This is a genomic window from Vibrio sp. 03_296 (assembly GCF_002265885.1).
On record NZ_NPKW01000194.1, the window covers coordinates 41,570 to 65,509 of the forward strand.

Sequence of the window (23,940 nt, forward strand, 5' to 3'; positions counted from 1 at the left end):
AAACGAATAGGTTGCGTAATAGGAGGGCATGCGATGGATTTTGAAATTTATCTACCCTGTCAGCCAGATTGGTTGTGTGAAAGCTTCCTGAGCGTTTTTACCATTCTGCTCATCATTGGCTTAGTTGCGTTTATTCGGATTATTTACCGTGAATATCTGACGATTAAGAGAAAAACGAAGGTGCGTAAGTTACGCAATACGCACCGAAAAGATCGCTACAAAATCCGCAACTCAACGTCAAGACGTTAAGTAATGCGGGCGGTAAAACCATAAAAAACCTCTGCTTTTTGGGCAGAGGTTTTTGTTGGTCGCGCCTTTTGATTTAACACGCCAGCACTCGTTAGCCTTGGCGGGCCGTCAATTTGTCCAATTCACTCTGATACTTTTTCACCAACGCCACATTACCTGCTTTGTCTTCTAAATCGATCATCAGTTTAAGCGAGGGGATTTGCAGCCCATAGCTTTGGTGGAAGCGCATCAAGCGTAGGCGTGCTTGGGTGTAGTTACCTGCATCCACTTCCAGCTTCGCTAGGTTCAAAATGGATTTAGGGCGGTGTGGGTCGTAGTCAATTGCACGAGTGAAATAGGTTTGCGCTTTTACATTTTCTCCCGCCTTAAGAGCACAAAAAGCGGCGTTTTCATAGCTGGCAGGAATCAAGTAGTAGTATGGCTGCTCAATAGCACGATTAAACAAACGATCTGCTTTGTCATACTCGCCCTTTTTGCATAAAAACGTGCCGTAGTTGTTCAATACGTTGCCGTTTTTGGGGTTCTGACGAGCCGATTTTTGATAAATATCTTCCGCTTTGCCGTTTTCACCGACGCGCTCGTAGTAGTGGGCCATGGAAAGCTGCGCTCGGTAATAATCAGGAGCGTGTGTCAGAGCTTGTTGTAAGTTGTCATGGGCTTTGATCATCGCGCCATTTTCGAGATAGCCAAGCCCCAAGGCAATGCGAGATTCTGCCATGCCAATTGGGTCCGGATCTTTTTGTGCTTGGCCTTCAGTGACTGTGACACACCCGGTCAAAAGGGTAAGTGCTACCAATTGCGGCAAAAGAAGAGTTTGTTTTTTCATCGTTTTCGTTCTTTTTAATGTGGCCTGAAGAGATGATAAATCCTTGGGGTCTATTGCCTATCAATCGACATCGACAATGCGAGTCACTTTGCATAAACGATTAATGGGCATAAACGACAACAGGCCGCCTCAAAGGCGACCTGTTGTAAAAAAGGTTTGATATCGTGTGGCGCTATTCGTCTTTGGTGAACGCGTCTTCGCTGAAATGATCGAGGTCGTAAGGCGTTTGTTGGTAAACGCAGTAGTTCAACCAGTTCGAGAAAAGCAGGTGTCCGTGGCTACGCCAGCTTGCAATTGGCGGATTATCTGGGTTGTCATTGGGGTAGTAGTTAACCGGAATCGCCGGTTCCATGCCTTCACCCAAATCGCGAATGTATTCATTGTGCAGCGTGTGCGGGTCATATTCTGGATGGCCAGTAACAAAGACGTTGCGCTTATCTTTGGTGGTGGCTAGGTAAACGCCTGCATCGTCAGACGTCGCGAGAATATCCAAATCGGTGTGTTCTGCGAGATACTCTGGCGAAAAATCGGCGTAGCGAGAATGGGGGGCCAAAAAGGAATCATCAAAGCCACGTAAAATAGGGTGATAAGGCTTGTGAATACGATGATGATAGACCCCAGATAACTTCTCTTTACGTGTCTGCTTTGGCAAATTATAAAGCAATTTCAGGCCTGCTTGCGCAGCCCAACAGACATACAGAGTTGAGGTAACGTGTGATTTCGCCCATTCCATGATGGTTTTGAGGTGATCCCAATAAATCACATCTTCAAACTGCACCAAGCCTAGCGGCGCACCTGTGATGATCAATCCATCAAAGTTACGGTTTTTCACCATCTCGAATTGACGATAAAAATTGTCGAGATGTTCAGTCGGGGTGTTTTTGCTCGGGCGATCGTCAATACGCAGCAGCTCGACATTGACCTGGAGAGGGCTGTTAGAGAGCAGGCGTAAAAACTGAGTTTCTGTCTCAATTTTTTTCGGCATCAAATTGAGAATCAGTACCCTCAGCGGACGAATTTCTTGCTTGGCGGCACGAGTTTCACTCATGACGAAGATGTTTTCAGTTCGCAAAACATCTGCCGCTGGTAATTGATCTGGAATACGAATAGGCACAGCTTTCTCCCTAAGCTAATCTCTTTTGGACGTCTATACATCTAAACCTATCCTATTTTTTTTGTGATGTCGACAGGCAAAAGGGGGCGAAAGGAAATTTTATTGTGACAATTTTGCGAGAGAAAAATGTGCACCTACTAAGAGGTGCACAGACGTGGTTTATGGGTTCAGGGCTTCGATGAGGATCAACTCGCGTTTAAGATGTTGTTTCTCAGCAGGATTTGCTTCCTCAATTTTAGCAAGGCGAGAAGTAATGGCTTCGTTTTTAGCCTGTGGATTAGTGAACACCAGTGCTTTGACATTTATTGAAGCAATGTTGGTGTAGCGGCCATCTTCACTGGCAGGTACATCGATTTTGCCTTCGTTGATTAACTGTTTGACGATCGCCCCTTCTTTCTCAAACCCCTGCAAAGCAGAGAGTTTCCAGCGTTGCATCGGTTGGCCAACGTATTGTCCTTGTTTCTGCTCGGTGAGGTAGCGGATGGTGAGATTTCGGATGGTGCCTTGTTCCTCTCCATATTTTGCTTCGGTATCAAACAGAACAGGGAAAGTTTGGCCCTCTAACACTCCGCCTTTTTGGGTCAAATGGCCCATACGGTAGCTGTTCATGCCGAGGCGAATCTCGCTGTCGTCTAACACGGGTTTGCCATCGGCAAACTTGAGATCAGTAATGCGCTGGCCTGCTGGCTGAGTTAAGTCGATGGTGTAGGTGACGCCCGCGAAGAAGTCGTTGGTTGAGTACTTCGAGGCGCGTCTTTCAGGATTGAAGCTGTATGTCACATCCCCCGGTTGCACCGAATTGAAGTAACCAGCAGACCACTCCATGTACTGTTTCAACTCTTTGCCTGTCATTTGGTAAACCGTGATCTCACCGCCTGCATATTGGTAGTTGTACGCGATGTCTTTAGCTTTGATTGGGCCTACGTCCAGCTTGGCGTTGTCATTGTCAATTTGCAGTGCAATGACGTTGGCTTGAGGTGCATAGAAAAAACTTGCTTCTTGGAAAAGAGCGCTGATCCCTGTGTCTTGAATATGCACTTGCGGGATACCGCGAATGTCGTTTTCTGGTACTAAGTTGACGCCAGTTAGCTGCGCTACTTCGCGGTTGGCCATTTCACGCAGACGCTTGTGATACGGTTCGTAGAGCGATTCCATTTTGTCATCCGAATCGATGCCTTTGATCTTGTAGGTGTAGCTGTCTTTGTTGATCAAGGTGAATTGGCCATTTTGTTCTTCAAACTGCAAGTCAATGCGTGACAGCGCGCGGCCATATTTGTCGGGCTCGGTGATGATGACGCCATTGACCACGGCTTTATCAATGCGCGTGTGCATGTGGCCGGCCACAATGGCATCGAGCTCAGGGTTACCGTTGGCAATGTCGGTGACACCGGTGTCTGCGATGTCGTTTTCATTGTCTAGGCCCATGTGAGCAACAAGCACAATCGCATCAACTTTGCCCTCAATCTGCTTAACGATTTTTTTCACTTCCAGCGTTGGGTTGGTGAAGGTCATCCCTTCAAGACGATTGGTTCCTTCAGCGAAGACTTGCGTCATTGGCGTGTCCATTCCGATCACGCCAATTTTGATCCCGCCACGCTCGATTATGGTGTAACCCGGCAAAAAAGGGTTGCCATCAGGGCGTTGAATGTTACCTGCCAGAGAGGTGCCTTTGAATTGGGTGAGAGAGCGATTAAGCACGTTCAAGCCAAAATCAAACTCATGATTGCCTAATACCCAAACGTCATAGTTCATCTCATTAAAGCCGAGCATCATTGGATCGATCGGCTCTTCTTTAAACGTTTCGACAAAGTTGCCTTGAATGGTGTCACCTGCGTCGACCAAAATGACGTTATTTTGTTCTTGGCGAATCGCTTTTACTTTGGTGGCGATTTGGCTCAGGCTGCCGCTCATATTGAGTTTGTCCGCGGCGTAGTCCCAAGGCATAAAATGGCCGTGAAGGTCAGATGTGCCGAGAATAGTGACGTTATGGATATCGCCATTCGCGGCGAGGGCTGGAAAAGTCAGGGAGAGCGCAATTGCACTGGTTAAAAGGGTCTTTTTCATTTGATTATCACGTTATTAATTAAAACCAAATGCATAGTAATCATTTGAATAGCAACTAAATGTGATGATTATCGATAAATCCATGAAAGATAAACTCTCGTTTCATTACTTTGCGAGATCTAAAGAACTTTCAACGGAATGGGTGATCAGACTTTGGCTTTAAGAGGGAACTAATATGAGAGGAAACAAATCACAGAGAAAACGCACTGGCAGGGCCAGTGCGTCAAAGGGATTACTTGGCTAAGTAGTGAGTCAAAAACTCGGTGATTTTGACCATGTCCGCAATGGCAATGAACTCTTCTGTTGTGTGTACTTTTGACATGCCGGTCGACAGATTGACCGTCGTTAAACCCTTGGCATTGAAGTTATTAGCATCACTACCGCCTCCAGTGCCTTTGGTTATGGCGTCTACACCAATGTCCGCAAAAGCTTGCTTAATTTCCACGACGTGAGGATGGTCATCGCTAAGCACAAACGCGTTGTACGCGCGGCTCGATTCAATCTCCACTTTCGCACCATGTTCTTCGGCGACACGCTCAAAAGTCGTGATCATGTGCTCGACTTGTGCATCGAGCTTTTCTGCATTGAGCGAGCGAGCTTCCGCGACAATTTTCAACTCTGGCATGACAATGTTTGTCGCCTGACCGCCGTGAACCGAACCAATATTGGCAGTCGTTTCCGAGTCAATACGCAGCAGTTTCATTTGGTTGATGGCATCGGCGGCAACCATAATGGCACTGATGCCTTCTTCTGGCGCCAAACCTGCGTGAGCAGGGCGACCTTTAATCGTAGCGACGATTTTCTGTTGGCCAGGTGCCGCCGTGACAATAGAGCCAATTGGGCCACCAGTATCCAGTACAATCGCTTGCTGAGCTGTGACGTAGCTCATATCAAAATATTCGGAACCAAACAGGCCGCCTTCTTCATGCACAGTAAAGGCAAGCTCTATGGTTTTGTGCTGTTGATTTTGCTCTTTCAGCAGACGGACCGCTTCCATAATGGCAGCGATGCCCGATTTGTCATCACCACCAAGAATGGTGTTTCCTTTTGAACGGATAATGCCATCTTCAATCACAGGTTCAATGCCATTGCCCGGCGCCACGGTATCCATGTGACAACTTAATAAGATGGAACCTTCAAGCTCACCCTCTAAGCGTGCATAGACGTTAAAGCCATTCGAGATGTGTTCTGGCACAGGCAGTTTGTGCACGCTAAAGCCCATGTCGCCGAGCTGTTCAGCCAGCGCTTCGGCAATTGCTTTTTCATTCATCGACTCACTGTCGATGCGCACTAACTGACAAAAATGCTCGATAAGACGTTCTTGGTTTACTGGAATCATTCGGCTGATCTCTCTTTTGCTGTGGGCAGCGCCCGTGTAGGAACAGAATGCTCCATTGTGCATAGTTGGCAGACAATAAAACTGCGTTGAATCAAATAAACGGACGGACTGACACAATAATGACGTTTTAAACAACGGGAAAATAATTATTACTCAGCAGTTAACATAAAATTTACATTTACGATTGGTCTGTAAATTGGCTCGTACAACGCAAAGGGGTAATCGAAGAGGGAATGGCACGCTTTTGTGTCAAATTATGGTTATTCGCTAGCGGTGTAACAAATGTTTTACATTTTGGCGTATGGATTGAATTTTTTTCGAGTAGACAGGCGCTATTCCAATTCTTCTGACTCTGGTTCAAGTTAACAAAGTGTTAACCAAAATAAAACACAGTCTAAAAGGAGAAAGTCATGGTGGATGCAATCAACCCACTGGGCACAGACGGATTTGAGTTTGTCGAATACACCGCCGCCGATAACACAGGTATCGAGCAGCTTAAGCATTTGTTTTCCTCGCTGGGCTTTGCGGAAGTCGCCAAGCATCGCTCGAAAGAAGCTTGGTTATATCGCCAAGGCGATATCAACTTTGTCGTTAATGCTCAGCCGCACAGTCAGGCTGAGGAGTTTGCAAAAGTTCATGGACCTTCAGTATGTGGGATGGCATTTCGAGTGCAAGATGCAGCGTCAGCACTTAAGCATGCATTAACCAATGGCGCAGAAGAATACAAAACAGAAATAGGACCGATGGAACTGAGTATCCCTGCTGTGCATGGCATTGGTGGCAGTTTGCTCTATTTTGTTGATCGCTACGGTAAGCAGAGTATCTACGATGTCGACTTTCGTTTTTATGACGACGCCGCTCAGCGCCTGGCGAACTCGGATGTCGGCTTGTATGAAATTGACCACCTTACCCACAACGTAAAACGCGGCAACATGGATACTTGGGCGGGATTTTATGAGCGTATTGGTAACTTCCGTGAAATTCGTTATTTCGATATTGAAGGGAAACTCACTGGTCTGGTGAGCCGAGCGATGACCGCACCGTGTGGCAAAATTCGTATCCCAATCAATGAATCATCAGACGATAAGTCACAAATCGAAGAGTTCATTCGTGAATACAACGGTGAAGGTATTCAGCACATCGCGCTCACCACTGATGATATCTACCAAACGGTTCAAACGCTGCGCGAGCGCGGTATGGACTTTATGCCAACGCCGGATACCTACTACGATAAAGTGGATACGCGTGTGGAAGGGCACAAAGAAGATGTCAACCGACTACGAGATCTGCGCATTCTGATCGATGGTGCTCCTTTGAAAGATGGCATCTTATTGCAGATCTTTACCCAAACAGTGATTGGCCCAGTCTTCTTTGAAATCATTCAGCGTAAAGGCAATGAGGGGTTTGGTGAAGGTAACTTCAAAGCCCTTTTTGAATCGATTGAAGAAGATCAGATTCGTCGCGGAGTATTGAACGATGCATAAATGGATCACCTTTCCTCATCGGGAAGGTGTCTGCTCAAAGCAGGCACACGCCGATTTTCCCGAAGAGGCGATTTACGAACGTGAAGCGGGGCGCAGTGGGTTCTTTGGCCCTGCTGCGCATTTCCATCATCAACATGCGCCAACAGGTTGGGTCGATTGGCAAGGCGATTTAAGGCCGAGAGCGTTTGATTTCACTCGCGTGACCAGCGCTAATCAAGCCTCTCCTTGGAGCGTGCCGCATTTGCTTCACAATCACGAATGCAAAGTCCGGGTCTGGAAAACCCAAACCAAGATGGAGTTTCTGGCGCGAAATGCGGATGGCGACGAACTGCTCTTTATTCATCAAGGAAAAGCGGACCTTTATTGTGACTATGGCCATTTGGCAGTGGGGGAAGGGGATTACGTGATGATCCCGCGTTCCACTAACTGGCGTTTGGAGCCGTCAGAGGCGATGTTTATTTTGATGATTGAAAACACCGATGCCGCGTATTCACTGCCAGAGAAAGGATTAGTTGGTAATCATGCGGTGTTTGACCCTGCGGTACTTGAAACGCCGTCGATCAACGATCAGTTCAAAGCGCAATACTCAGAGCAAGAGACGCGTGTGGAAGTGAAACGCCACGACAATGTGAGCGTGATTACCTATCCGTTTAATCCATTGGATGCCATTGGTTGGCATGGCGATCTCTCCGTAGTGAAACTGAACTGGCGCGATATACGCCCTTTGATGTCTCATCGTTATCACTTGCCGCCATCGGCACACTCCACCTTTGTTGGTAACGGCTTTGTTGTTTGCACCTTTGTTCCGCGCCCGATCGAAAGTGACCCTGGTGCGTTGAAAGTGCCGTTTTATCACAACAACGACGATTATGATGAAGTGTTGTTCTACCATGCAGGGGATTTTTTCAGCCGCGACAACATTGAAGCGGGTATGGTGACGTTCCACCCAGCAGGCTTTACCCATGGGCCGCATCCTAAGGCATTCAAAGCAGGCCAAGAGTATAAGAAAAAATTCACCGACGAAGTCGCGGTGATGATTGATACGCGCCATGCATTAACGTTTGCACAAGAACTCGACAGTGTAGAAAACAAAGAATACGTCTACAGTTGGCGTGAAAACCAAAAATAACACGGACGACAGAACAGCAAGGTTTGAGAAGGGAAGAGAGATGAAATTAGCAACGAAAAAGAATGCGCATCGTGATGGTGAGTTGATCGTCGTCAGCCGCGATTTGAGCCGTTATGTTTCCGCGGCCGACATCGCGCCGACATTGCAGCTTGCATTGGATCATTGGTCTGTGTGCGAACCCAAGTTGAAAGAGCTTTATCAAGCGCTCAATCAGGGCGAGGTAGCGGGAAGTTCACCATTTGAAGAGACCTTGGTTCACTCACCGTTACCGCGTGCTTATCAGTGGGCCGATGGCTCTGCGTACGTCAATCACGTGGAGTTGGTGCGCAAAGCTCGTGGTGCTGAAATGCCAGAAAGCTTTTGGACAGATCCGCTCATGTACCAAGGGGGATCCGATTCCTTTATTGCCCCTCGAGACAACATCGAGTTTGCCAGTGAAGAGTGGGGTATTGATTTTGAAGGCGAAGTCGCGGTGATCACGGGAGACGTGCCAATGGGGGCGAGCATTGCGCAAGCGCAAGAGTCAATTCGTTTGGTGATGCTGGTGAATGACGTTTCGTTGCGTGGCCTGATCCCTGCTGAATTAGCCAAAGGCTTTGGCTTCTTTCAATCCAAACCCTCTTCTGCGTTTTCTCCCGTCGCGGTGACTTTGGATGAACTGGGCGATGCTTGGTATGAGAACAAGCTTCATTTACCACTGATTTCCATCTACAACGACAAGCCTTTTGGTAAGCCGAACGCAGGGGTTGATATGACCTTCGATTTTGCCGATCTGATTGTGCATGCAGCGAAAACGCGTCCACTGTCTGCAGGGGCAATCATAGGCTCTGGTACTGTGTCGAATAAACAAGGTACCAATCACGGCACTTCGATTGAAGAAGGTGGTGTGGGTTACTCGTGTATTGCCGAAATTCGCATGATTGAAACGATTCGTGATGGTCAAGCCAGCACGTCATTTATGCGTTTTGGCGATTCTATCCGCTTAGAAATGTTCGATGCGCAAGGGCAATCTATTTTTGGTGCGATTGAACAACAAGTGAGTCGTTATCAGCATAAATGAGGTTGGTATGGAGACAAGTCTTAAACTCTACGGTTATTGGCGTTCGTCTGCCGCCTATCGCGTGAGGATCTGCTTAAACTTGAAGCAGCTCTGTTATGAAAACCATTCGATTCATTTAGTGAAAAATGGCGGAGAGCAGCATCTAGCACAGTACCATGCACTCAATCCCAATGAGCTGGTGCCCGTGTTGGTGGATGGGGAGCTGGTCCTCAATCAGTCATTGGCGATCATTCAGTATCTCGATGATAACTATTCATCGACTCAAGTGATCCCGTCCATTGGGCCACTCAAGTATCAAGCGCTGGCGTTGGCGCAAGACATTGCGGTTGATGTTCATCCTCTGAATAATCTTCGGGTCTTGCAGTATCTCGAAGGGATCTTGGAGGTGGATGAAGAGCAAAAGCGCTTGTGGGTGCATCATTGGATTCACATGGGTTTTAAAGCAGTGGAAGAAAAGCTATTAGCTCATCGTAAACACTATGGCGAGTGTGTTTTTAGCATCAGTTCTAGTCCAAGTATCGTCGATATATGTTTGGTCCCTCAGGTTTATAACGCGCTCCGTTTTGGCGTAAACATGGCACCATATCCAACCATCAATGCCGTCGTTGCCGCTTGTAATCAACTGCCTGCATTCGATCTCGCTAAGCCCGAAAATCAGCCTGACGCTCAACTTTGAATTTGCCGATAGCGTTGTGATTCCTTGTTGGTAGATGTATCAATTAAAGACTACATTTACTTGCAAGGGATCAAAATTAGGGGGCGTTATGTTCCGTTCAGTTCTGTTTCTACTTGCATCCTTGTTGGCAACAGTCACGATAGCGAAATCGGATCTTCAATCGATCACTTATCTGACCGAAGAGTACCCGCCTTATAACTTTACCGAAAATGGTGAACTGCATGGTATCGCTGTGGACTTGTTAGTAGCGGCAACGGCAAGGGCAACGCAACCTGTCGCTAAAGAAGACATTTCCGTTCAGCCTTGGGCTAGAGCATACCGTACCGTGCTGATCAATAAAGACACGGTGCTTTTTTCGACCACACGCACCAAATTGAGAGAGAACTTGTTCAATTGGGTAGGGCCGATCAGTGCCACTCGTATTGTTGTTATGGCTAAGAAAAGCGCGCAGATTTCTATTAATCGCCCCAATGACTTGATTCAATATCGTATTGGTGTCATTCGTGATGATGTTGGTGAACAGCTCCTGCTTGAATTGGGCGTCCCGCGGAACTCAATGCAAGAGAGCTCCTACGCAGCCACCTTGGCGGAGCAACTTTACAAAGGGCGGATCGATCTTTGGGCGTATGAAGAAAATGTCGCAAAATGGTGGATATCCAAAGGTGGATTCAACTCTGAAGATTTTGAACCTGTGTATGTTCTGCAAGAAGGGGAGCTCTATTATGCGTTTAACAAAGACGTTGATGGCGCCTCAGTGAGAGCATTACAGCAAGCCATTGATGCACTAAAACACACCAGCGATGATGAGAATCAAACCTTCTATCAAAGCATTGTGAGTAAATATCGCTAGCAGAGTGGGATTGGTGTTTATTGGCCAATGTTTAACGACGCCCAACAGAGGCGTCGTTCAATCATCTCATCATTAATAGCTCAATTAGCTCACTTTCGGTACTGGGTTCACGCGATAGCTGAATCTCTTCTGAACAACCCCCCTTCAGCATATACGCCGTGGTGCCGCAATGATCGTAGTGATACCACTTTCCTTCGATACACACATCGGTGTAACAGCGTGGGTCTTGTTTCAACTCCATGATTTATCTCCTACATCCTTGTTATTTATCTGAGAGTGAATTTGGTTAACAATTCATTAACCAAATTCACTCTAATCAGTGCTGCGCCATGATTGTTTGATCTAAATCAATCTGAAACGTGAACTCTACCAAAGTAGTAGCATCGACGTGTGCCAACGGCGGGTTTTCACTTGTCATCAACCCGGTTTACACATAGTGTATTCAACAAGTAAGGCTATGTTTTGAGTGTAATTAACCGATGACGAATATCTTTATTATTGTCGCGCTACTGATTTTGTTTTTTTTCGTAATACAGAAATACGTCGTCAAACAGGATGATACCAAGGAATATGCCTATCGCTCGAAAGGCTCGGTGTTGAAAGGGCATGAAGTGGCATTTTTCAATGCGCTGAAAACCGCGGTTGGCGAACATGGCGTGGTGTTTGCCAAAGTGAATATGAGTAATGTGGTTGCGCCACGCGACATCAATAGCAAAAAGCAGTTGTTTATCGCCAGCAACCGTATTTCACGTATGTATTTTGACTATGTCATCTGTGACCCGCGCACGTTTGAACCGCGTGTGATCATTGAATTGGATAACGGGAAAGAGCTCAACAAAGTCAAAGTTGAACGGGAAAAGTTACTGATGCAAGTGTGCAAAACGGCCAATATCCCACTGATTGGTACGTCGATTAAGCACAGTTATCAAGTGGGACGACTAAGACGCTTGCTCGCCGCGCATATCGACTTGATTGAACCAGACAAAGAAGTACGCTTTTGCAAAAAATGCGGCAGTCCGATGATCATCAAAATTGCTTCCCAGGGAGAATTTAAAGGGCGGCGCTTTTTTACCTGTAGCCGTCAGCCAAACTGTACCTACACCGAAAACTACAATGTGGTGTTCGACGTGGACGAGGATGATTGATCTTTCATCCCTATACCGCCCAAAACGACCTATATTGTATATAAGGATAAGAATGAGGGCGTTCTATGAGATGGTTTGCGATAGCGTTGTTTGTGTTTCACTTTTCCGCCGTGGCAGCTCAGCCTAAAACCTTGACTTTAGTTCTCCCCACTCAACTCGATGGTTCCCATCTTTTTTACCATGAATTATTACGCCAATCGCTCGACAGCATTGGCGTAAAGCTAACCATCAAAACACCTTTTGAGCATATTCCACAAAAACGCTTAGTCAAGATGGTGGAGAATAACCAGCTTTCTTTGATGTGGTTACTGCAAACAAAAGAGAGGGATGCACAATACCCTTATGTGAATGCGCCCGTTACCAATGGCTTGATTGGTCAGCGCGTTTTGCTTATTCCCAAAGGCGCTCAGCCCCAATATGACTCAATCAATAGCCTTGATGAGTTACGTCAAAGTGGGTTAACGGCTGGGCTTGGTTATGCGTGGTACGATGTCGATGTGTGGTTGCAAAATGATTTGCCATTTTATGAGCAAGATGGTGAGTGGCGAATGCTGTATCACAAACTCTCAACTCAAGGCTCTATTAACTATTTCCCGCGTGGTGTGAACGAGGTAATGGCCGAATCGAGACTCAATCCTCAGTTGGAAATCGAACAACACTTACTGCTCATTTATCAGCGTGATTTTCGTTTTTACTTAAGTGAAGGAGCAAAGCAGCACAAAGCGTTGCTGGAGAGAGCGCTGCTCAAAGCGGAGAAAAGTGGCTTATTGCAGCGGTTGATCGATCAATATTGGGCGACAGAGATCACTCAGCTCCAATTGAACAAACGTAAAGTGCTCAAGCTTGTCACGCCATGAAATGTGAATTAGATCAAATCGCTACAAGTGAAAAAGGCTAAAAACAGAGCAAAAAGATTAGGAATAGAGCAAACGGCACTAAAAGGGCAAAAATATGCTTGCGCCTAACACCGTCACTGGGTAATATCCTCCTCGTTCTCACGAGATGCGTCCGTAGCTCAGTTGGTTAGAGTATCGCCTTGACATGGCGGGGGTCGGTGGTTCGAGTCCACTCGGACGCACCATTCAAACGAATGGTTAGTCGAGAACAGTGCGTAAAGCGTCCATAGCTCAGTTGGTTAGAGTACTACCTTGACATGGTAGGGGTCGGTGGTTCGAGTCCACTTGGACGCACCATATTCGTTCTTTTAGAACAAACACAAAGCCCGCTCAAATGAGCGGGCTTTGTCGTTTCTATCTTCTATCTACTCTTTATCTTCTGATATTGATTTGTGCGTATAGCCTATGACAGAAGCGTTACATCGCGTTTGCCACTACCTGATTTCGACCTTGAGATTTCGCCAAATAGAGCGCCTGATCGGCACGTTTAATCAAATTATCAATGTGATCTTCTGGGTGCAAGTCTGTCAGGCCGATACTCAGCGTTAGGCTTCTACCTGAAAGCATTGCCAGTTGTTTAGCCTCAATGGTTTGGCGAATTGTCTCAGCCAACTTCTGCGCTTGCGAAAGGCTACAGCTCTTCAAAATGACAAGAAATTCTTCTCCACCGTAGCGAAAAGCCAGATGTTCAGTTGGCAGAAGCGATTGAATCTCTTCAGCGCAACGTTTCAAAATGTTGTCGCCTTCTAAATGGCCGTAAGTGTCATTGATCAACTTAAAATGGTCGATATCAAGCATCAGTGCCGAGAGTGGCTGCTGTGATTCTTGCGAGGTGTGTACTAGTTGTGGCAGTTGTTGTTCAAGCCCGTGACGGTTAAAGAAGCCCGTCAGGTTATCCTTGAAAGACATTTCTTGTAGTGAGGAGATCAAGCGCTCGTTGATCAGCCAAACCAGCCCAAACGTGGTAATCGCAATGTTGAGTGTGCCAAACAAATACGACATTTGCAGTACGAATAGACTAGCATCTGACGCATTGAAGTATTGATCCTCTGGCCAAATAGAAAAGTAGATTGCACGAATCAACTCAATAGTGCCGATGATACTGAACGACGCGGCGATGATGTTAACAGGTACGGGAGAGTCACTTGCGAGGCCCTTACGAACGTTATACGCCGTCATATAGAGCGTGAGGGACATAAAAGCGGCCACAACGACAATGCGAGTGCTGAGTGAAGGGGCAACGTAGGTGAAATAAACAAAACTCAGCGCAAGGGGAATAAGAAGAGAGAAAGAGATTTGTGCAAAGCGATTGTGGATGTTACGGAACTTGCTGTAACCGTGGAGGAAGCACGAGAACCCGGAACTAATCATAACATTGGCAATAACGATAGAAACGAAGTCTGGTAGGAGACCTCTCAGTGCTATTAATCCCGTTGATGAGCCTACCAGCATCAGTGCGAGGACAAACGTCATTAAGTTATGGTGTTTGATGTGTGCACGGTTAAAAAGCGCAAGCCCAATGCCATAAGATAAACAAATACACGATGTAACTATACAAAGTGTTCTGAGGTCGAGTGTAAGTGTCATTCTCTCTAAACTAATTCCTTTTAGTACAGTGAAAAGAGTCTATGTTATCGCCTGGTTAGCAGCAAGTTAATGTGGCGAATGTCTTGATTTCGATACCCTTTAACAGAGTTTTTCGTGGATTAATTGTTCAACATGTGGAAAGAATGAACAATTGATGGGTTATCTCGTCAACATAGAAGGTTATTTCTACGAATTATATCTATGCACATGGTTTTATGTGATTGTTTTTAAATTACAATTTTATCGACTTGTAATGAATGAGAGTCATAGTTGAAAAATGGGAGAGAACAACTTGGTAAGAGAACAAATCAAGAATTTTCTTTACCTAGCTAGGAGATAGAAAAAAGAAAACGATTTCATTTTTTTGTTAAAAACACTTGTTCTTTTCTAAGAACCAAGTATAGTATTGCTCAGCTCTTACAAAGAGTGCATGTGTTAGATTAAGTAAAAGTTCCTTCTCAGTTAGTTCTCGATATACCTCGTTAAACCTGCGTAAACTTTCTCTCGATAGACCATTCATGCACTTGTAATAGCCAGAAATGTTTAATGTAAATTTTTAATAGAGGTCACTATGTCTGGTAAAATGACTGGTACAGTAAAATGGTTCAACGAGACTAAAGGTTTTGGTTTTATTTCTCAAGACAACGGCGGCAAAGATGTATTCGTACACTTCCGTGCTATCGTTTCTGAAGGCTTCAAAACTCTTGCTGAAGGTCAGAAAGTAAGCTTCAACGTTGAAGAAGGTCAAAAAGGCCCACAAGCTTCTAACGTTACAGTTATCTAAGCTTATTTTACTTGTGGTTTAACCACGAGAAGAATATTAAACGGGTGCTCGAAAGAGCACCCGTTTTTCGTTGGTATTTAGAGAAAGTTTGCCTAAACGAATTTTTGCGAGTGAGAGTAGGAGTGAACCCTATTGTTGTTAGTGTTGGCTTGTTAATTTGTAGCAATGTTTTTATGACATTTGCTTGGTACGCCCATCTCAAAGAGTTGAACAATAAACCATGGATTATTGCAGCATTGGTGAGTTGGGGGATCGCACTTTTTGAATACCTGCTCCAAGTACCTGCGAACCGTATTGGATACACGGCACTCAATGTAGGCCAGCTTAAAATTCTACAAGAAGTGATTACTTTGATGGTGTTTGTGCCGTTCTCTGTGTTCTATTTACGTGAACCACTGAAACTAGATTACCTGTGGGCTGGTTTGTGTTTGGTTGGCGCCGTCTATTTTGCGTTTCGCAGTAAGTTTTCATAAAAAAAGCCCCCTAGCGAGCATGTAAGCTAAGGGGCTTTGAGTGCAAGTTTAATCAGTGATTCGATTAGATATCGAAGCGATCCGCATTCATTACTTTAGTCCAAGCGGCCACAAAGTCTTTCACGAACTTCTCTTTATTGTCATCTTGAGCGTACACTTCAGCGTAAGCACGCAAGATAGAGTTAGAACCAAACACTAAGTCAACACGAGTTGCCGTCCATTTCACATTGCCACTGTTACGCTCAACAATATCGTAAGAGTTGCGACCAGTTGGCTTCCAGGTGTAGCGCATGTCTGTCAAGTTCACAAAGAAGTCATTACTTAGTGCACCAATATTATCGGTAAACACACCGTGCTTCGTATCACCATGGTTCGTACCGAGTACACGCAAACCACCAATCAATACCGTCATCTCTGGGGCGCTTAAACCCAACAACTGAGCTCGATCCAGCAGCAATTCTTCAGGATTGACCGCATAGTGTTGTTTCTGCCAGTTGCGGAAGCCGTCTGCAATCGGTTCAAGGACTTCGAAAGATTCCACATCGGTTTGCTCGATAGTGGCATCGCCGCGACCTGCTGCAAATGGAACGGTGATTGCAATACCAGCGGCTTTCGCTGCTTGCTCTACACCCACATTACCTGCAAGCACGATGGTGTCTGCCACACTGATGTTGAACTCAGAAGCAATTGCTTCAAGGACATTAAGCACTTTCGCGAGTTTTTCTGGTTCGTTGCCTAGCCAATCTTTCTGTGGCGCAAGTCGAATACGAGCACCGTTAGCACCACCACGTTTATCTGAGTTGCGGAAAGTGCGTGCGCTATCCCACGCGGTTGAAACCAATTCACCAGTGCTCAACCCACTTGCGATGATCTTCGCTTTCACTGCATCTACGTCGTAGTCTTTACGACCAGTCGGAACAGGATCTTGCCAAATCAACTCTTCTGCAGGGACATCTGGGCCAAAGTAGCGTGCTCTTGGTCCCATGTCGCGGTGAGTCAGTTTATACCAGGCGCGAGCGAAGGTTTCAGAGAAGTAAGCAGGATCTTTGTGGAATCGCTCAGAAATCTTACGGTACTCTGGGTCCAATTTCAGCGCCATATCCGCATCGGTCATGATTGGGTTGTGGCGAATCGTTGGATCTTCCACATCAACCGGTTTGTCTTCCTCTTTGATGTTCACTGGTTCCCATTGCCATGCACCAGCAGGGCTCTTCTGTAACCACCAATCGTAGCTAAATAGCAGATGGAAGAAGCCGTTATCCCATTGTGTTGGGTTTGTCGTCCATGCGCCTTCAATACCACTGGTCACCGTGTCGCGGCCAATACCACGTGACTTGTGGTTGTTCCAACCTAGGCCTTGTTCTTCCAAATCGGCACTTTCTGGATCGGCACCTAAGTTTGCTGCGTTGCCGTTACCGTGTGCTTTACCAACCGTGTGACCACCCGCCGTCAGTGCAACAGTTTCTTCATCATTCATCCCCATGCGAGCAAACGTCACACGCATGTCTTTGGCTGTTTTTAGTGGGTCAGGATTACCATCCACACCTTCAGGGTTAACGTAAATAAGGCCCATCATCACAGCAGCAAGCGGGTTCTCTAGGTCACGTTCACCAGAGTAGCGGCTGTTTTCTGCACCAGATGGCGCCAGCCATTCTTGCTCTGCACCCCAGTAAATGTCTTTTTCTGGATGCCAGATGTCTTCACGACCGAAGGCAAAACCAAAGGTTTTCAGACCCATTGATTCGTACGCCATGTTACCTGCAAGGATCATCAAATCAGCCCAGCTAATTTTGTTGCCGTACTTTTGCTTAATTGGCCAAAGTAGACGTCTCGCTTTATCGAGGTTGGCGTTATCAGGCCAAGAGTTCAACGGAGCAAAACGTTGGTTTCCGGTATCCGCACCACCACGGCCATCACCCACACGATAAGAACCTGCAGAGTGCCACGCCATACGGATCATCAAACCGCCATAGTGTCCCCAGTCTGCTGGCCACCAATCTTGGCTGTCAGTCATCAGCACTTTGAGATCGCGTTTCAGTGCTTCGACATCCAGTTTTTTGAGCTCTTCACGGTAACTGAAATCGGCACCCATTGGGTTGGATTTACGGTCATGTTGATGAAGGATGTCGAGATTGAGGGCCTTTGGCCACCAAGCAACATTGGATGAATTTGAAGAAGTGGCGCCGCCATGCATTACTGGGCATTGGCCGCTGGTGTGGGTAGGTTTGTGTTCCATGTGTTGCTCCTTGTCGGTCGCATTATTCTAAGGGAGGTGTCAACACGCCGAAGAATCAGTTGACGACGAACGCTGCACCTTGATGAAACTAATCCTATGTCTTATGTAGGGTTTTATCTAATTCGTTGTCTCTATTCCTTTGATAGGTAAATTCTGTTTAAACGTTCGAAATAAGGTCATGTTTTGAAACCACTCATCCGAAAACGAGTGGTTCGATAGGGGAGAACGCTAGATAAAACGTTCTGGATAGTCAGAGAAGATGGCATCCACTTTGTCGAGATAGCGGAACTTATCTGCCTGATTAACGGTATAGCACCAAATTTGATATCCGCCTGTTTTTAAATCGCGAATGTGTTTTTCTGTGATCCAGCGGTAGTTGAGGTTGCAACTAAATGCGTTGACTTCTTTGAGTACTTGTCGGTCTCGTTGAGACAAGCGCTCGCTGAGTACGCCCAGCTTATAACCAGGACAGTGTTGATGAAGTTGTAAGATGATGTCGTGGCTAAAACTCGATAGCAGAATCTTATCAGCGGTTAGTGGGCTCCTGTCCAAAAGGTTTTTCAGATTCAAAGCGACTTCAGCCACATCGTGGTTGTCGACTTTCACTTCGATATTGAGCCCTAAATCGTATTCTGCTGCTAGATTGAGCAACGATTCCAAGGTCATGATTTGTTCGCCAGCAAACGCTTCATCGAACCATCCTCCAAAATCGAAGGCTTGCAGTTCCTTCAAACTGTAGGCATCGACACGGCCTTTACCGTTACTACAGCGATCGATCGTATGATCGTGGCATACGACCAACACATTATCTTTGGTCGGTTGTACATCTATTTCAACCCAGCTTAGGCCAAGATCAATCGCAGCTTGGACGCTAACTCGGGTATTTTCAGGGTAAGAACCAGCCACACCACGGTGGCCGACAATCATTGGAGGCATTGGGTTTCCTTAATTCAATCACACCTCATCGAGAAGGGATGAGCGTAACTTGGTGATCCTGACACAGCTGAAGAAACTTGGGTGTGATTTCATCCACAAAAAGCTTTTGCATTTCAGACAGTTCACCACTTACTACTGGAGCATAGCGCCCTAATTTGCTTTTGTCTGCAACCAACCAGCATTGCTCGCTGCATTCGATAATGGCGCGAGTGAGGTTAGCTTCTTCGGGGGTGAAGTCGAGCAGTTGCCCATTATGTGTCATGCCACCGACGCCGAAGATGCCAATTTTGATGTTGAAGCGGCGATAAAAGCGTGTGGTCACTTCGCCAACCGTATCTTCGTCAGAGTGTCGCACCAATCCTCCTGCAAGATGCAAGGTAATATTGGGGTTGCGACTGAGTGTTAGTGCTGCGTTGAGGTTGTTGGTCACCACTGTTAAACCAGGGTGATCCAACAAGGCTTGTGCGACTTGTTTAGGTGTGGTGCCAATGCCTAAGAAAATGCTGCTGCCTTCTGGCAATTCAAGCGCCACTTTTTGCGCAATACGCTGCTTCGCTGAGAGATTGAGCAGATCGCGATTGGTAAAAGAGAGATTGTCATTGGCGCTGGGGAGTGAGATGCCTCCGTGCACACGACGCACCATGCCTTTATCGCTCAAGTCATTCATATCTTTACGAATGGTTTGCACCGACACATCAAAGCGTTCAGAAAGCAGGGTACTGGAAAGTACCCCGTGGGTTTGCTGCAAATACGCGAGGATCTGTTTTTGTCGAGTGGATAAGCTCACTGCCAGCCTCATTGCTGCTGTCTCTGTTGCTGACGCGCATCGACGGATGGAGATTGAGCCGAGAGTGGAATGCGTTTTTCTTGTTCATCAAAGAGATGCAACTGTTCTATGCGTACCCAAATTGGTAGATTTTCACCGATGGTCAGCGGCATTTCTGCGGTAACCGCAATAAAATCGTCCTCACCATACTCACCTTTAATTTTGCCATGCACCAATTGATTTGGTCCCAAGGGTTCAACCACTTGAATGTTGAGACTCAGCTCGATGGCATCATCGATGGGGTGTAGTGAGGCGTGCTCGGGGCGAATGCCCAACGTGAGTGTGTTGCAGTTTAAGTCGGCATCGTATGGCACTGGCCACTGTTTTCCCGCCAATTGCAGTTTCCCATTACTGATTGAGGCAGTTAGGAAGTTCATCGCAGGGCTACCAATGAAACTGGCGACAAATGTGCTAGCAGGTTGGTGATACACTTCTGCGGGTGTGCCAATTTGTTCAATTTCACCTTGTTTGAGAACCACGATACGATCGGCAAGGGTCATGGCCTCCACTTGATCATGGGTGACGTAGACGCTAGTGACGCTAAGCTCTCGCTGCAATTTTTTGATTTCCAGACGCATGTGTGCCCGCAGCGCAGCATCGAGGTTGGAGAGGGGCTCGTCAAATAAGAACAGTTGTGGATCGCGAACAATCGCTCGTCCCATCGCCACACGCTGACGTTGGCCACCAGAGAGTTTGGCGGGCTTACGGTCGAGATACTCCTCAATCTTGAGCGTTTTGGCGACTTTGGCAATTTTTTCTGCAATGGTGCTTTTGCTGACGCCCCGATTTTTCAGTCCATATGCCAAATTGTCGTACACACTCATATGCGGATAGAGCGCATAGTTTTGGAACACCATGGCGATATCACGGTTGGCAGGCTTTTCGTTATCGACGCGTCGTCCTGCAAGGTGAATTTCTCCTGAGGTGATCGCTTCTAGTCCCGCGATAGAGCGCAATATTGAGGATTTTCCACACCCTGATGGGCCAACTAAGACAATAAATTCGCCTTGATGGATCGCCAGGTCAACGCCTTTTACCGCTTGGTGGCCATTTTCATACGTTTTTACCAGTTGTTGAATGTCTAACATGATCGGCTCCGCAGAGATTGAGCGGCGAATCGGATGAATATTGGAGTTCTGATTATTTTTCACTTTCTACTAATCCTTTAACAAACCAGCGTTGGAAGATGACCACCACCAAAACAGGCGGCAGCATAGCGAGAATCACCATGGCAAAGGCGTAGTCATAGCGAGGTAAGCTGGTTTCATTGATGTTATTGAGAATCTGTTTGATGCCCATGACGATGGTGTTGTACTGCTCATCGGTGGTCATCATGATTGGCCAGAGATATTGATTCCAACCCACAATAAACATGATGATGAAGATGGCGGCCATCATGGTTTTGGACAGAGGGAACAAAATATCGATAAAAAATCGTATCGGCCCTGCGTTGTCGAGTTGCGCCGCTTCAAGCAGTTCATCCGGAATGGTTTTAAAAAACTGACGAAAGAAAAACGTGGCAGTGGCGGAGGCGATAAGAGGCAGCACCAAACCTGTGTAGCTATTGAGCATACCTAAGCGAGAAACCACCTCATAAGAAGGGATGATGCGCACTTCCAGAGGCAGCAGCAGCGTAACGAAGATCAGCCAAAACCACGCGGTGGCATACGGCAAACGGAAATAGACCAAAGCATACGCCGCCATCATCGAGATAATGATTTTACCAATCGCAAAACCCAGCCCCATGATGAGAGAGTTCACGATCATGGTATGAGCGGTGACATTACCAGCAAAGCCCAAACTTTTGTTCCATGCCTCGGCGTAAACCGCTTGCAGATTGTCTCCTAGCGTCCATTGCAATCCTTCCGAGACGATGGTGTTTGGGTTGTGGGTGGAGCTGGCGAAGATCAGCCAAAGTGGCAGCAACATAAAGAGTGCGCCAGCGATCAAAATCAAGTGATCAGAGAGTCGATTACTTTTCACACTTGCCCCCTAGTAATGAACGCGTTTTTCGACAAAACGAAATTGCAGCCATGTCAGTAGCAGCACCAATACCAGCAGTACGACCGATTGTGCGGAGCTACCGCCAAGGTCTGCACCGACAAAACCATCGCGATACACCTTGTACACTAATGATGTGGTGCTGCCGCCCGGACCACCATTGGTCATGGTGTCAATCACGCCGAAGGTTTCGAAGAAGGCATAGGTTAGGTTGATCACCAAAAGGAAAAAGCCCGTTGGCGCAAGCAGCGGAAAAGTGATGGTCCAAAAACGTTTGTTGTCGCTTTGGCAGTCCAACAGTGCAGCTTCTCGCACGGCGTATGAGATGGACTGAAGGCCCGCTAAGAAGTAGACAAAATTGACGGAAACCTGTTTCCACACAGAAACCAGCACCAATGCAATCGTGGCGTCGACCGGATCGGTTTGAAAACTAAACTGCCAACCAAGACGCTCGAACAGATCCGTTAATACGCCAATATGAGGGTTAAACAGAAATCCGCCAATGATCCCTGCGACGGCAGGTGCGACAGCGTAAACCCATGTTAAGGTGATGCGATAAGGACCTTGGCCATGAATGATGTTGTCTGCTTTCACCGCCAACAACAACGCGAGCGCGAGTGAAAGAAACGAAACTAACAGGGAAAACAGCAAGGTAAAGCCTAAGGATTCCAAATAGTCGCTCGACGTGAACAGCAGTTGATAGTTTTCAAACCAAACAAAAGTGGAAGAGAGGCCCCATGGGTCTTCCAACATAAACGAGAGGTAAATGGCTTGTGCGGCAGGGTAGATAAAGAACACCCCGATGATCACGATCTGCGGCGCAAGCAGCAGATAGGGGAGTGGAGTGTGGGAAAAGTGTTGTCGGCGTTCCACGGTCATTCTCTATGTAAAACGGAAATAAAAAAATGCCGCTGGCTCCAGAGAGCCGACGGCAAAGGGGTTATTGCACGGTACGAGCAAAGCGGTTAAGCAGTTTTTCGCTTTCGTTTTCCACTTTGTTTAAGCTATTTTCTACCGTCGAGCGGCCAGAGAAAATGTTGTCAAACTCACGGTGCATCACTTCACGAACTTGTGGGTAGTAGCCTAAACGGTAACCTTTGGTCCACTCGCCATCGGGCAGGCTAAGCTGTTTTACCCCCACTTCTGCATCTGGGTTTTCTTGGTAGTAGCCAGATTGCTTCGTCAGTTCATAGGCGGCTTGCGTGACAGGGACGTAACCGGTGGTTTTGTGCCAGTACATTTGTGTTTCTGGCTTGGTGAGGTAATCAAAGAAAGCGGCGACGCCTTTATCTTGTTGGGTGCTATGGCCGTTTAAGGCAAACAGCGCGGCGCCTCCAATAAAGGTGTGAGTCGGCTTTTGTGTGATGGATTCCCAGTAAGGCAGATACGTTGTGCCCAAGTTAAACTTCACGCGATTACGCAAGCCACCAAATGAACCAGAAGAGCCCATCCACATTGCCACTTCACCACGCTCAAATGGGGTTTGGTTCGCATCCCAATCACTGCCGTAATACTTGTAATAGCCTTTGTCTGACCACTCTTTCAACTTCTTCACGTGCATCAGCATGTCGTCGGTGCTGAACATGATTTTGGTAGAAAGGGCTTGGTAGCCGTTTTGTTTATCGGACAGAGGCAAGTTATGGCGAGACTTGAAGTTCTCAAACATGATCCAAGGCGTGAGCGATTGAGAAAAGCCAGCTTTGCCTTTTGAGGCCAACTTCGCGGCGACTTGCTCGAGCTGCTCATAAGTTTGCGGTGCTTTGGCGTTTACTTCGGCCAGCATGTCTTTGTTGTAATACAGGACAGGGGTTGAGCTGTTGAAAGGCATACCAATCATTTTGCCTTGGCTATCCGCATAAAAGTTACGTACGCCAGCAATGTAATCTTGTGCGCTGAATGGGTAGCCTGACTCAATCATTAGCGTTTGGACAGGTTTGGCTACTCCTTTACTGTTGATGATGGTCGCAGCTCCCGCATCAAACACTTGCAGAATGTTGGGCGCTTGGCCCGCACGAAAAGCGGCAATGCCCGCAGTGAGTGTTTCGGTGTACGAACCTTTGTAAACCGGTGTCAGTTTGTATTCATCTTGTGAGGCGTTGAACTCAGTCGCTAAATGATTGACCGTTTCACCCAGTTGACCGCCCATCGCGTGCCACCAAGTAATTTCCGTGGTTGCAAACGCTGTTGCAGAAAAACCGCCAGACACCGCAGCGCAGAGAAGTCCGTTAACCCATACCTTGTTCATTTGAATGTTCCTTTTGCTTT

General features: G+C 46.8%; 23 protein-coding genes and 2 tRNA genes. 12 read left to right on the forward strand and 13 right to left on the reverse strand.

Annotation, left to right across the window (positions count from 1 at the left end):
• Window positions 1-33 precede the first annotated feature (33 nt).
• Complete coding sequence (locus CIK04_RS23025; protein WP_017422183.1) at window positions 34-249, forward strand: hypothetical protein; 216 nt, start codon at window positions 34-36, stop codon at window positions 247-249.
• 91 nt (window positions 250-340) lie between these two features.
• Here CIK04_RS23025 and pilW read toward each other — a convergent pair whose 3' ends face one another.
• The 4 genes from pilW to CIK04_RS23045 all read right to left on the reverse strand — a co-directional run bounded on the left by pilW (window position 341) and on the right by CIK04_RS23045 (window position 5,592).
• Window positions 341-1,075, reverse strand: a complete 735-nt coding sequence (gene pilW, locus CIK04_RS23030) for a type IV pilus biogenesis/stability protein PilW (protein WP_097353007.1) — start codon at window positions 1,073-1,075, stop codon at window positions 341-343.
• 172 nt (window positions 1,076-1,247) lie between these two features.
• Entirely contained in the window at window positions 1,248-2,189 is a 942-nt protein-coding gene (metA, locus tag CIK04_RS23035; protein WP_038963104.1) for a homoserine O-succinyltransferase, read from the reverse strand.
• 159 nt (window positions 2,190-2,348) lie between these two features.
• The gene (locus CIK04_RS23040; protein ID WP_097353008.1) at window positions 2,349-4,253 is read right to left on the reverse strand and encodes a bifunctional UDP-sugar hydrolase/5'-nucleotidase; all 1,905 of its coding nucleotides are present in this window, start codon (window positions 4,251-4,253) and stop codon (window positions 2,349-2,351) included.
• Between the two features lie 232 nt (window positions 4,254-4,485).
• A complete protein-coding gene (locus CIK04_RS23045) occupies window positions 4,486-5,592 on the reverse strand; it encodes a M20/M25/M40 family metallo-hydrolase (RefSeq protein ID WP_026050707.1) in 1,107 nt (368 codons plus the stop codon).
• 410 nt (window positions 5,593-6,002) lie between these two features.
• On the opposite strand from CIK04_RS23045, the gene hppD reads away from it, so the two are divergent.
• The 5 genes from hppD to CIK04_RS23070 are packed head-to-tail and all read left to right on the forward strand — an operon-like array spanning window position 6,003 to window position 10,791.
• Entirely contained in the window at window positions 6,003-7,076 is a 1,074-nt protein-coding gene (gene hppD, locus CIK04_RS23050) for a 4-hydroxyphenylpyruvate dioxygenase (protein WP_038939027.1), read from the forward strand.
• Window positions 7,069-8,205 carry a homogentisate 1,2-dioxygenase gene (locus tag CIK04_RS23055; protein ID WP_097353009.1) on the forward strand — a complete coding sequence of 379 codons (1,137 nt, stop codon included), beginning with the start codon at window positions 7,069-7,071 and terminating at the stop codon, window positions 8,203-8,205. Before hppD ends, CIK04_RS23055 begins: the two co-directional genes overlap by 8 nt.
• 40 nt (window positions 8,206-8,245) lie before the next feature.
• On the forward strand, window positions 8,246-9,265 hold the full coding sequence (locus CIK04_RS23060) for a fumarylacetoacetate hydrolase family protein (protein WP_097353010.1): 1,020 nt from the start codon (window positions 8,246-8,248) through the stop codon (window positions 9,263-9,265).
• Between the two features lie 7 nt (window positions 9,266-9,272).
• Window positions 9,273-9,941 (forward strand): maleylacetoacetate isomerase, encoded by a 669-nt coding sequence (gene maiA, locus CIK04_RS23065; protein WP_097353011.1) that lies wholly within the window; start codon window positions 9,273-9,275, stop codon window positions 9,939-9,941.
• A gap of 34 nt (window positions 9,942-9,975) precedes the next feature.
• The gene (locus CIK04_RS23070) at window positions 9,976-10,791 is read left to right on the forward strand and encodes an ABC transporter substrate-binding protein (protein ID WP_097353012.1); all 816 of its coding nucleotides are present in this window, start codon (window positions 9,976-9,978) and stop codon (window positions 10,789-10,791) included.
• Window positions 10,792-10,852: 61 nt separating this feature from the next.
• Here the strand turns inward: CIK04_RS23070 and CIK04_RS23075 are convergent, their stop codons facing one another.
• Window positions 10,853-11,032: a hypothetical protein gene (locus CIK04_RS23075; RefSeq protein ID WP_011080599.1), complete on the reverse strand. Its 180-nt coding sequence runs from the start codon at window positions 11,030-11,032 to the stop codon at window positions 10,853-10,855.
• Window positions 11,033-11,270: 238 nt separating this feature from the next.
• On the opposite strand from CIK04_RS23075, the gene CIK04_RS23080 reads away from it, so the two are divergent.
• The 4 genes from CIK04_RS23080 (at window position 11,271) to CIK04_RS23095 (ending at window position 13,129) form a co-directional block, all read left to right on the forward strand.
• Window positions 11,271-11,936: a DUF2726 domain-containing protein gene (locus CIK04_RS23080; protein ID WP_011080598.1), complete on the forward strand. Its 666-nt coding sequence runs from the start codon at window positions 11,271-11,273 to the stop codon at window positions 11,934-11,936.
• A gap of 65 nt (window positions 11,937-12,001) precedes the next feature.
• A complete protein-coding gene (locus CIK04_RS23085; RefSeq protein ID WP_017422173.1) occupies window positions 12,002-12,793 on the forward strand; it encodes a hypothetical protein in 792 nt (263 codons plus the stop codon).
• Between the two features lie 147 nt (window positions 12,794-12,940).
• A tRNA-Val gene (locus CIK04_RS23090) sits at window positions 12,941-13,017 on the forward strand.
• 35 nt (window positions 13,018-13,052) lie between these two features.
• Window positions 13,053-13,129 (forward strand) — tRNA-Val (locus CIK04_RS23095).
• A 120-nt stretch (window positions 13,130-13,249) separates the two neighbouring features.
• Here the strand turns inward: CIK04_RS23095 and CIK04_RS23100 are convergent.
• On the reverse strand, window positions 13,250-14,203 hold the full coding sequence (locus tag CIK04_RS23100; protein ID WP_232708676.1) for a GGDEF domain-containing protein: 954 nt from the start codon (window positions 14,201-14,203) through the stop codon (window positions 13,250-13,252).
• A 787-nt stretch (window positions 14,204-14,990) separates the two neighbouring features.
• Here CIK04_RS23100 and CIK04_RS23105 point away from each other — a divergent pair.
• A complete protein-coding gene (locus tag CIK04_RS23105) occupies window positions 14,991-15,203 on the forward strand; it encodes a cold-shock protein (RefSeq protein WP_011080595.1) in 213 nt (70 codons plus the stop codon).
• 122 nt (window positions 15,204-15,325) lie between these two features.
• Window positions 15,326-15,676 carry a DMT family protein gene (locus CIK04_RS23110; RefSeq protein WP_011150137.1) on the forward strand — a complete coding sequence of 117 codons (351 nt, stop codon included), beginning with the start codon at window positions 15,326-15,328 and terminating at the stop codon, window positions 15,674-15,676.
• Window positions 15,677-15,740: 64 nt separating this feature from the next.
• Here CIK04_RS23110 and katG read toward each other — a convergent pair whose 3' ends face one another.
• From katG to CIK04_RS23145, 7 genes are all read right to left on the reverse strand, one after another.
• Window positions 15,741-17,912, reverse strand: coding sequence for a catalase/peroxidase HPI (gene katG, locus CIK04_RS23115; RefSeq protein WP_097353014.1), 2,172 nt, complete (start codon window positions 17,910-17,912; stop codon window positions 15,741-15,743).
• A gap of 228 nt (window positions 17,913-18,140) precedes the next feature.
• Window positions 18,141-18,848, reverse strand: a complete 708-nt coding sequence (locus tag CIK04_RS23120; RefSeq protein WP_097353015.1) for a glycerophosphoryl diester phosphodiesterase — start codon at window positions 18,846-18,848, stop codon at window positions 18,141-18,143.
• Window positions 18,849-18,873: 25 nt separating this feature from the next.
• A complete protein-coding gene (locus CIK04_RS23125) occupies window positions 18,874-19,647 on the reverse strand; it encodes a DeoR/GlpR family DNA-binding transcription regulator (protein ID WP_097353016.1) in 774 nt (257 codons plus the stop codon).
• Window positions 19,644-20,825: a sn-glycerol-3-phosphate import ATP-binding protein UgpC gene (locus CIK04_RS23130; RefSeq protein WP_086467398.1), complete on the reverse strand. Its 1,182-nt coding sequence runs from the start codon at window positions 20,823-20,825 to the stop codon at window positions 19,644-19,646. The genes CIK04_RS23125 and CIK04_RS23130 overlap by 4 nt, the downstream gene beginning before the upstream one ends.
• On the reverse strand, window positions 20,815-21,657 hold the full coding sequence (ugpE, locus tag CIK04_RS23135) for a sn-glycerol-3-phosphate ABC transporter permease UgpE (RefSeq protein WP_017422167.1): 843 nt from the start codon (window positions 21,655-21,657) through the stop codon (window positions 20,815-20,817). Before ugpE ends, CIK04_RS23130 begins: the two co-directional genes overlap by 11 nt.
• Window positions 21,658-21,666: 9 nt before the next feature.
• Window positions 21,667-22,548, reverse strand: a complete 882-nt coding sequence (locus tag CIK04_RS23140; protein ID WP_038939039.1) for an ABC transporter permease subunit — start codon at window positions 22,546-22,548, stop codon at window positions 21,667-21,669.
• 67 nt (window positions 22,549-22,615) lie between these two features.
• Complete coding sequence (locus tag CIK04_RS23145; protein ID WP_097353017.1) at window positions 22,616-23,920, reverse strand: extracellular solute-binding protein; 1,305 nt, start codon at window positions 23,918-23,920, stop codon at window positions 22,616-22,618.
• Window positions 23,921-23,940 lie beyond the last annotated feature (20 nt).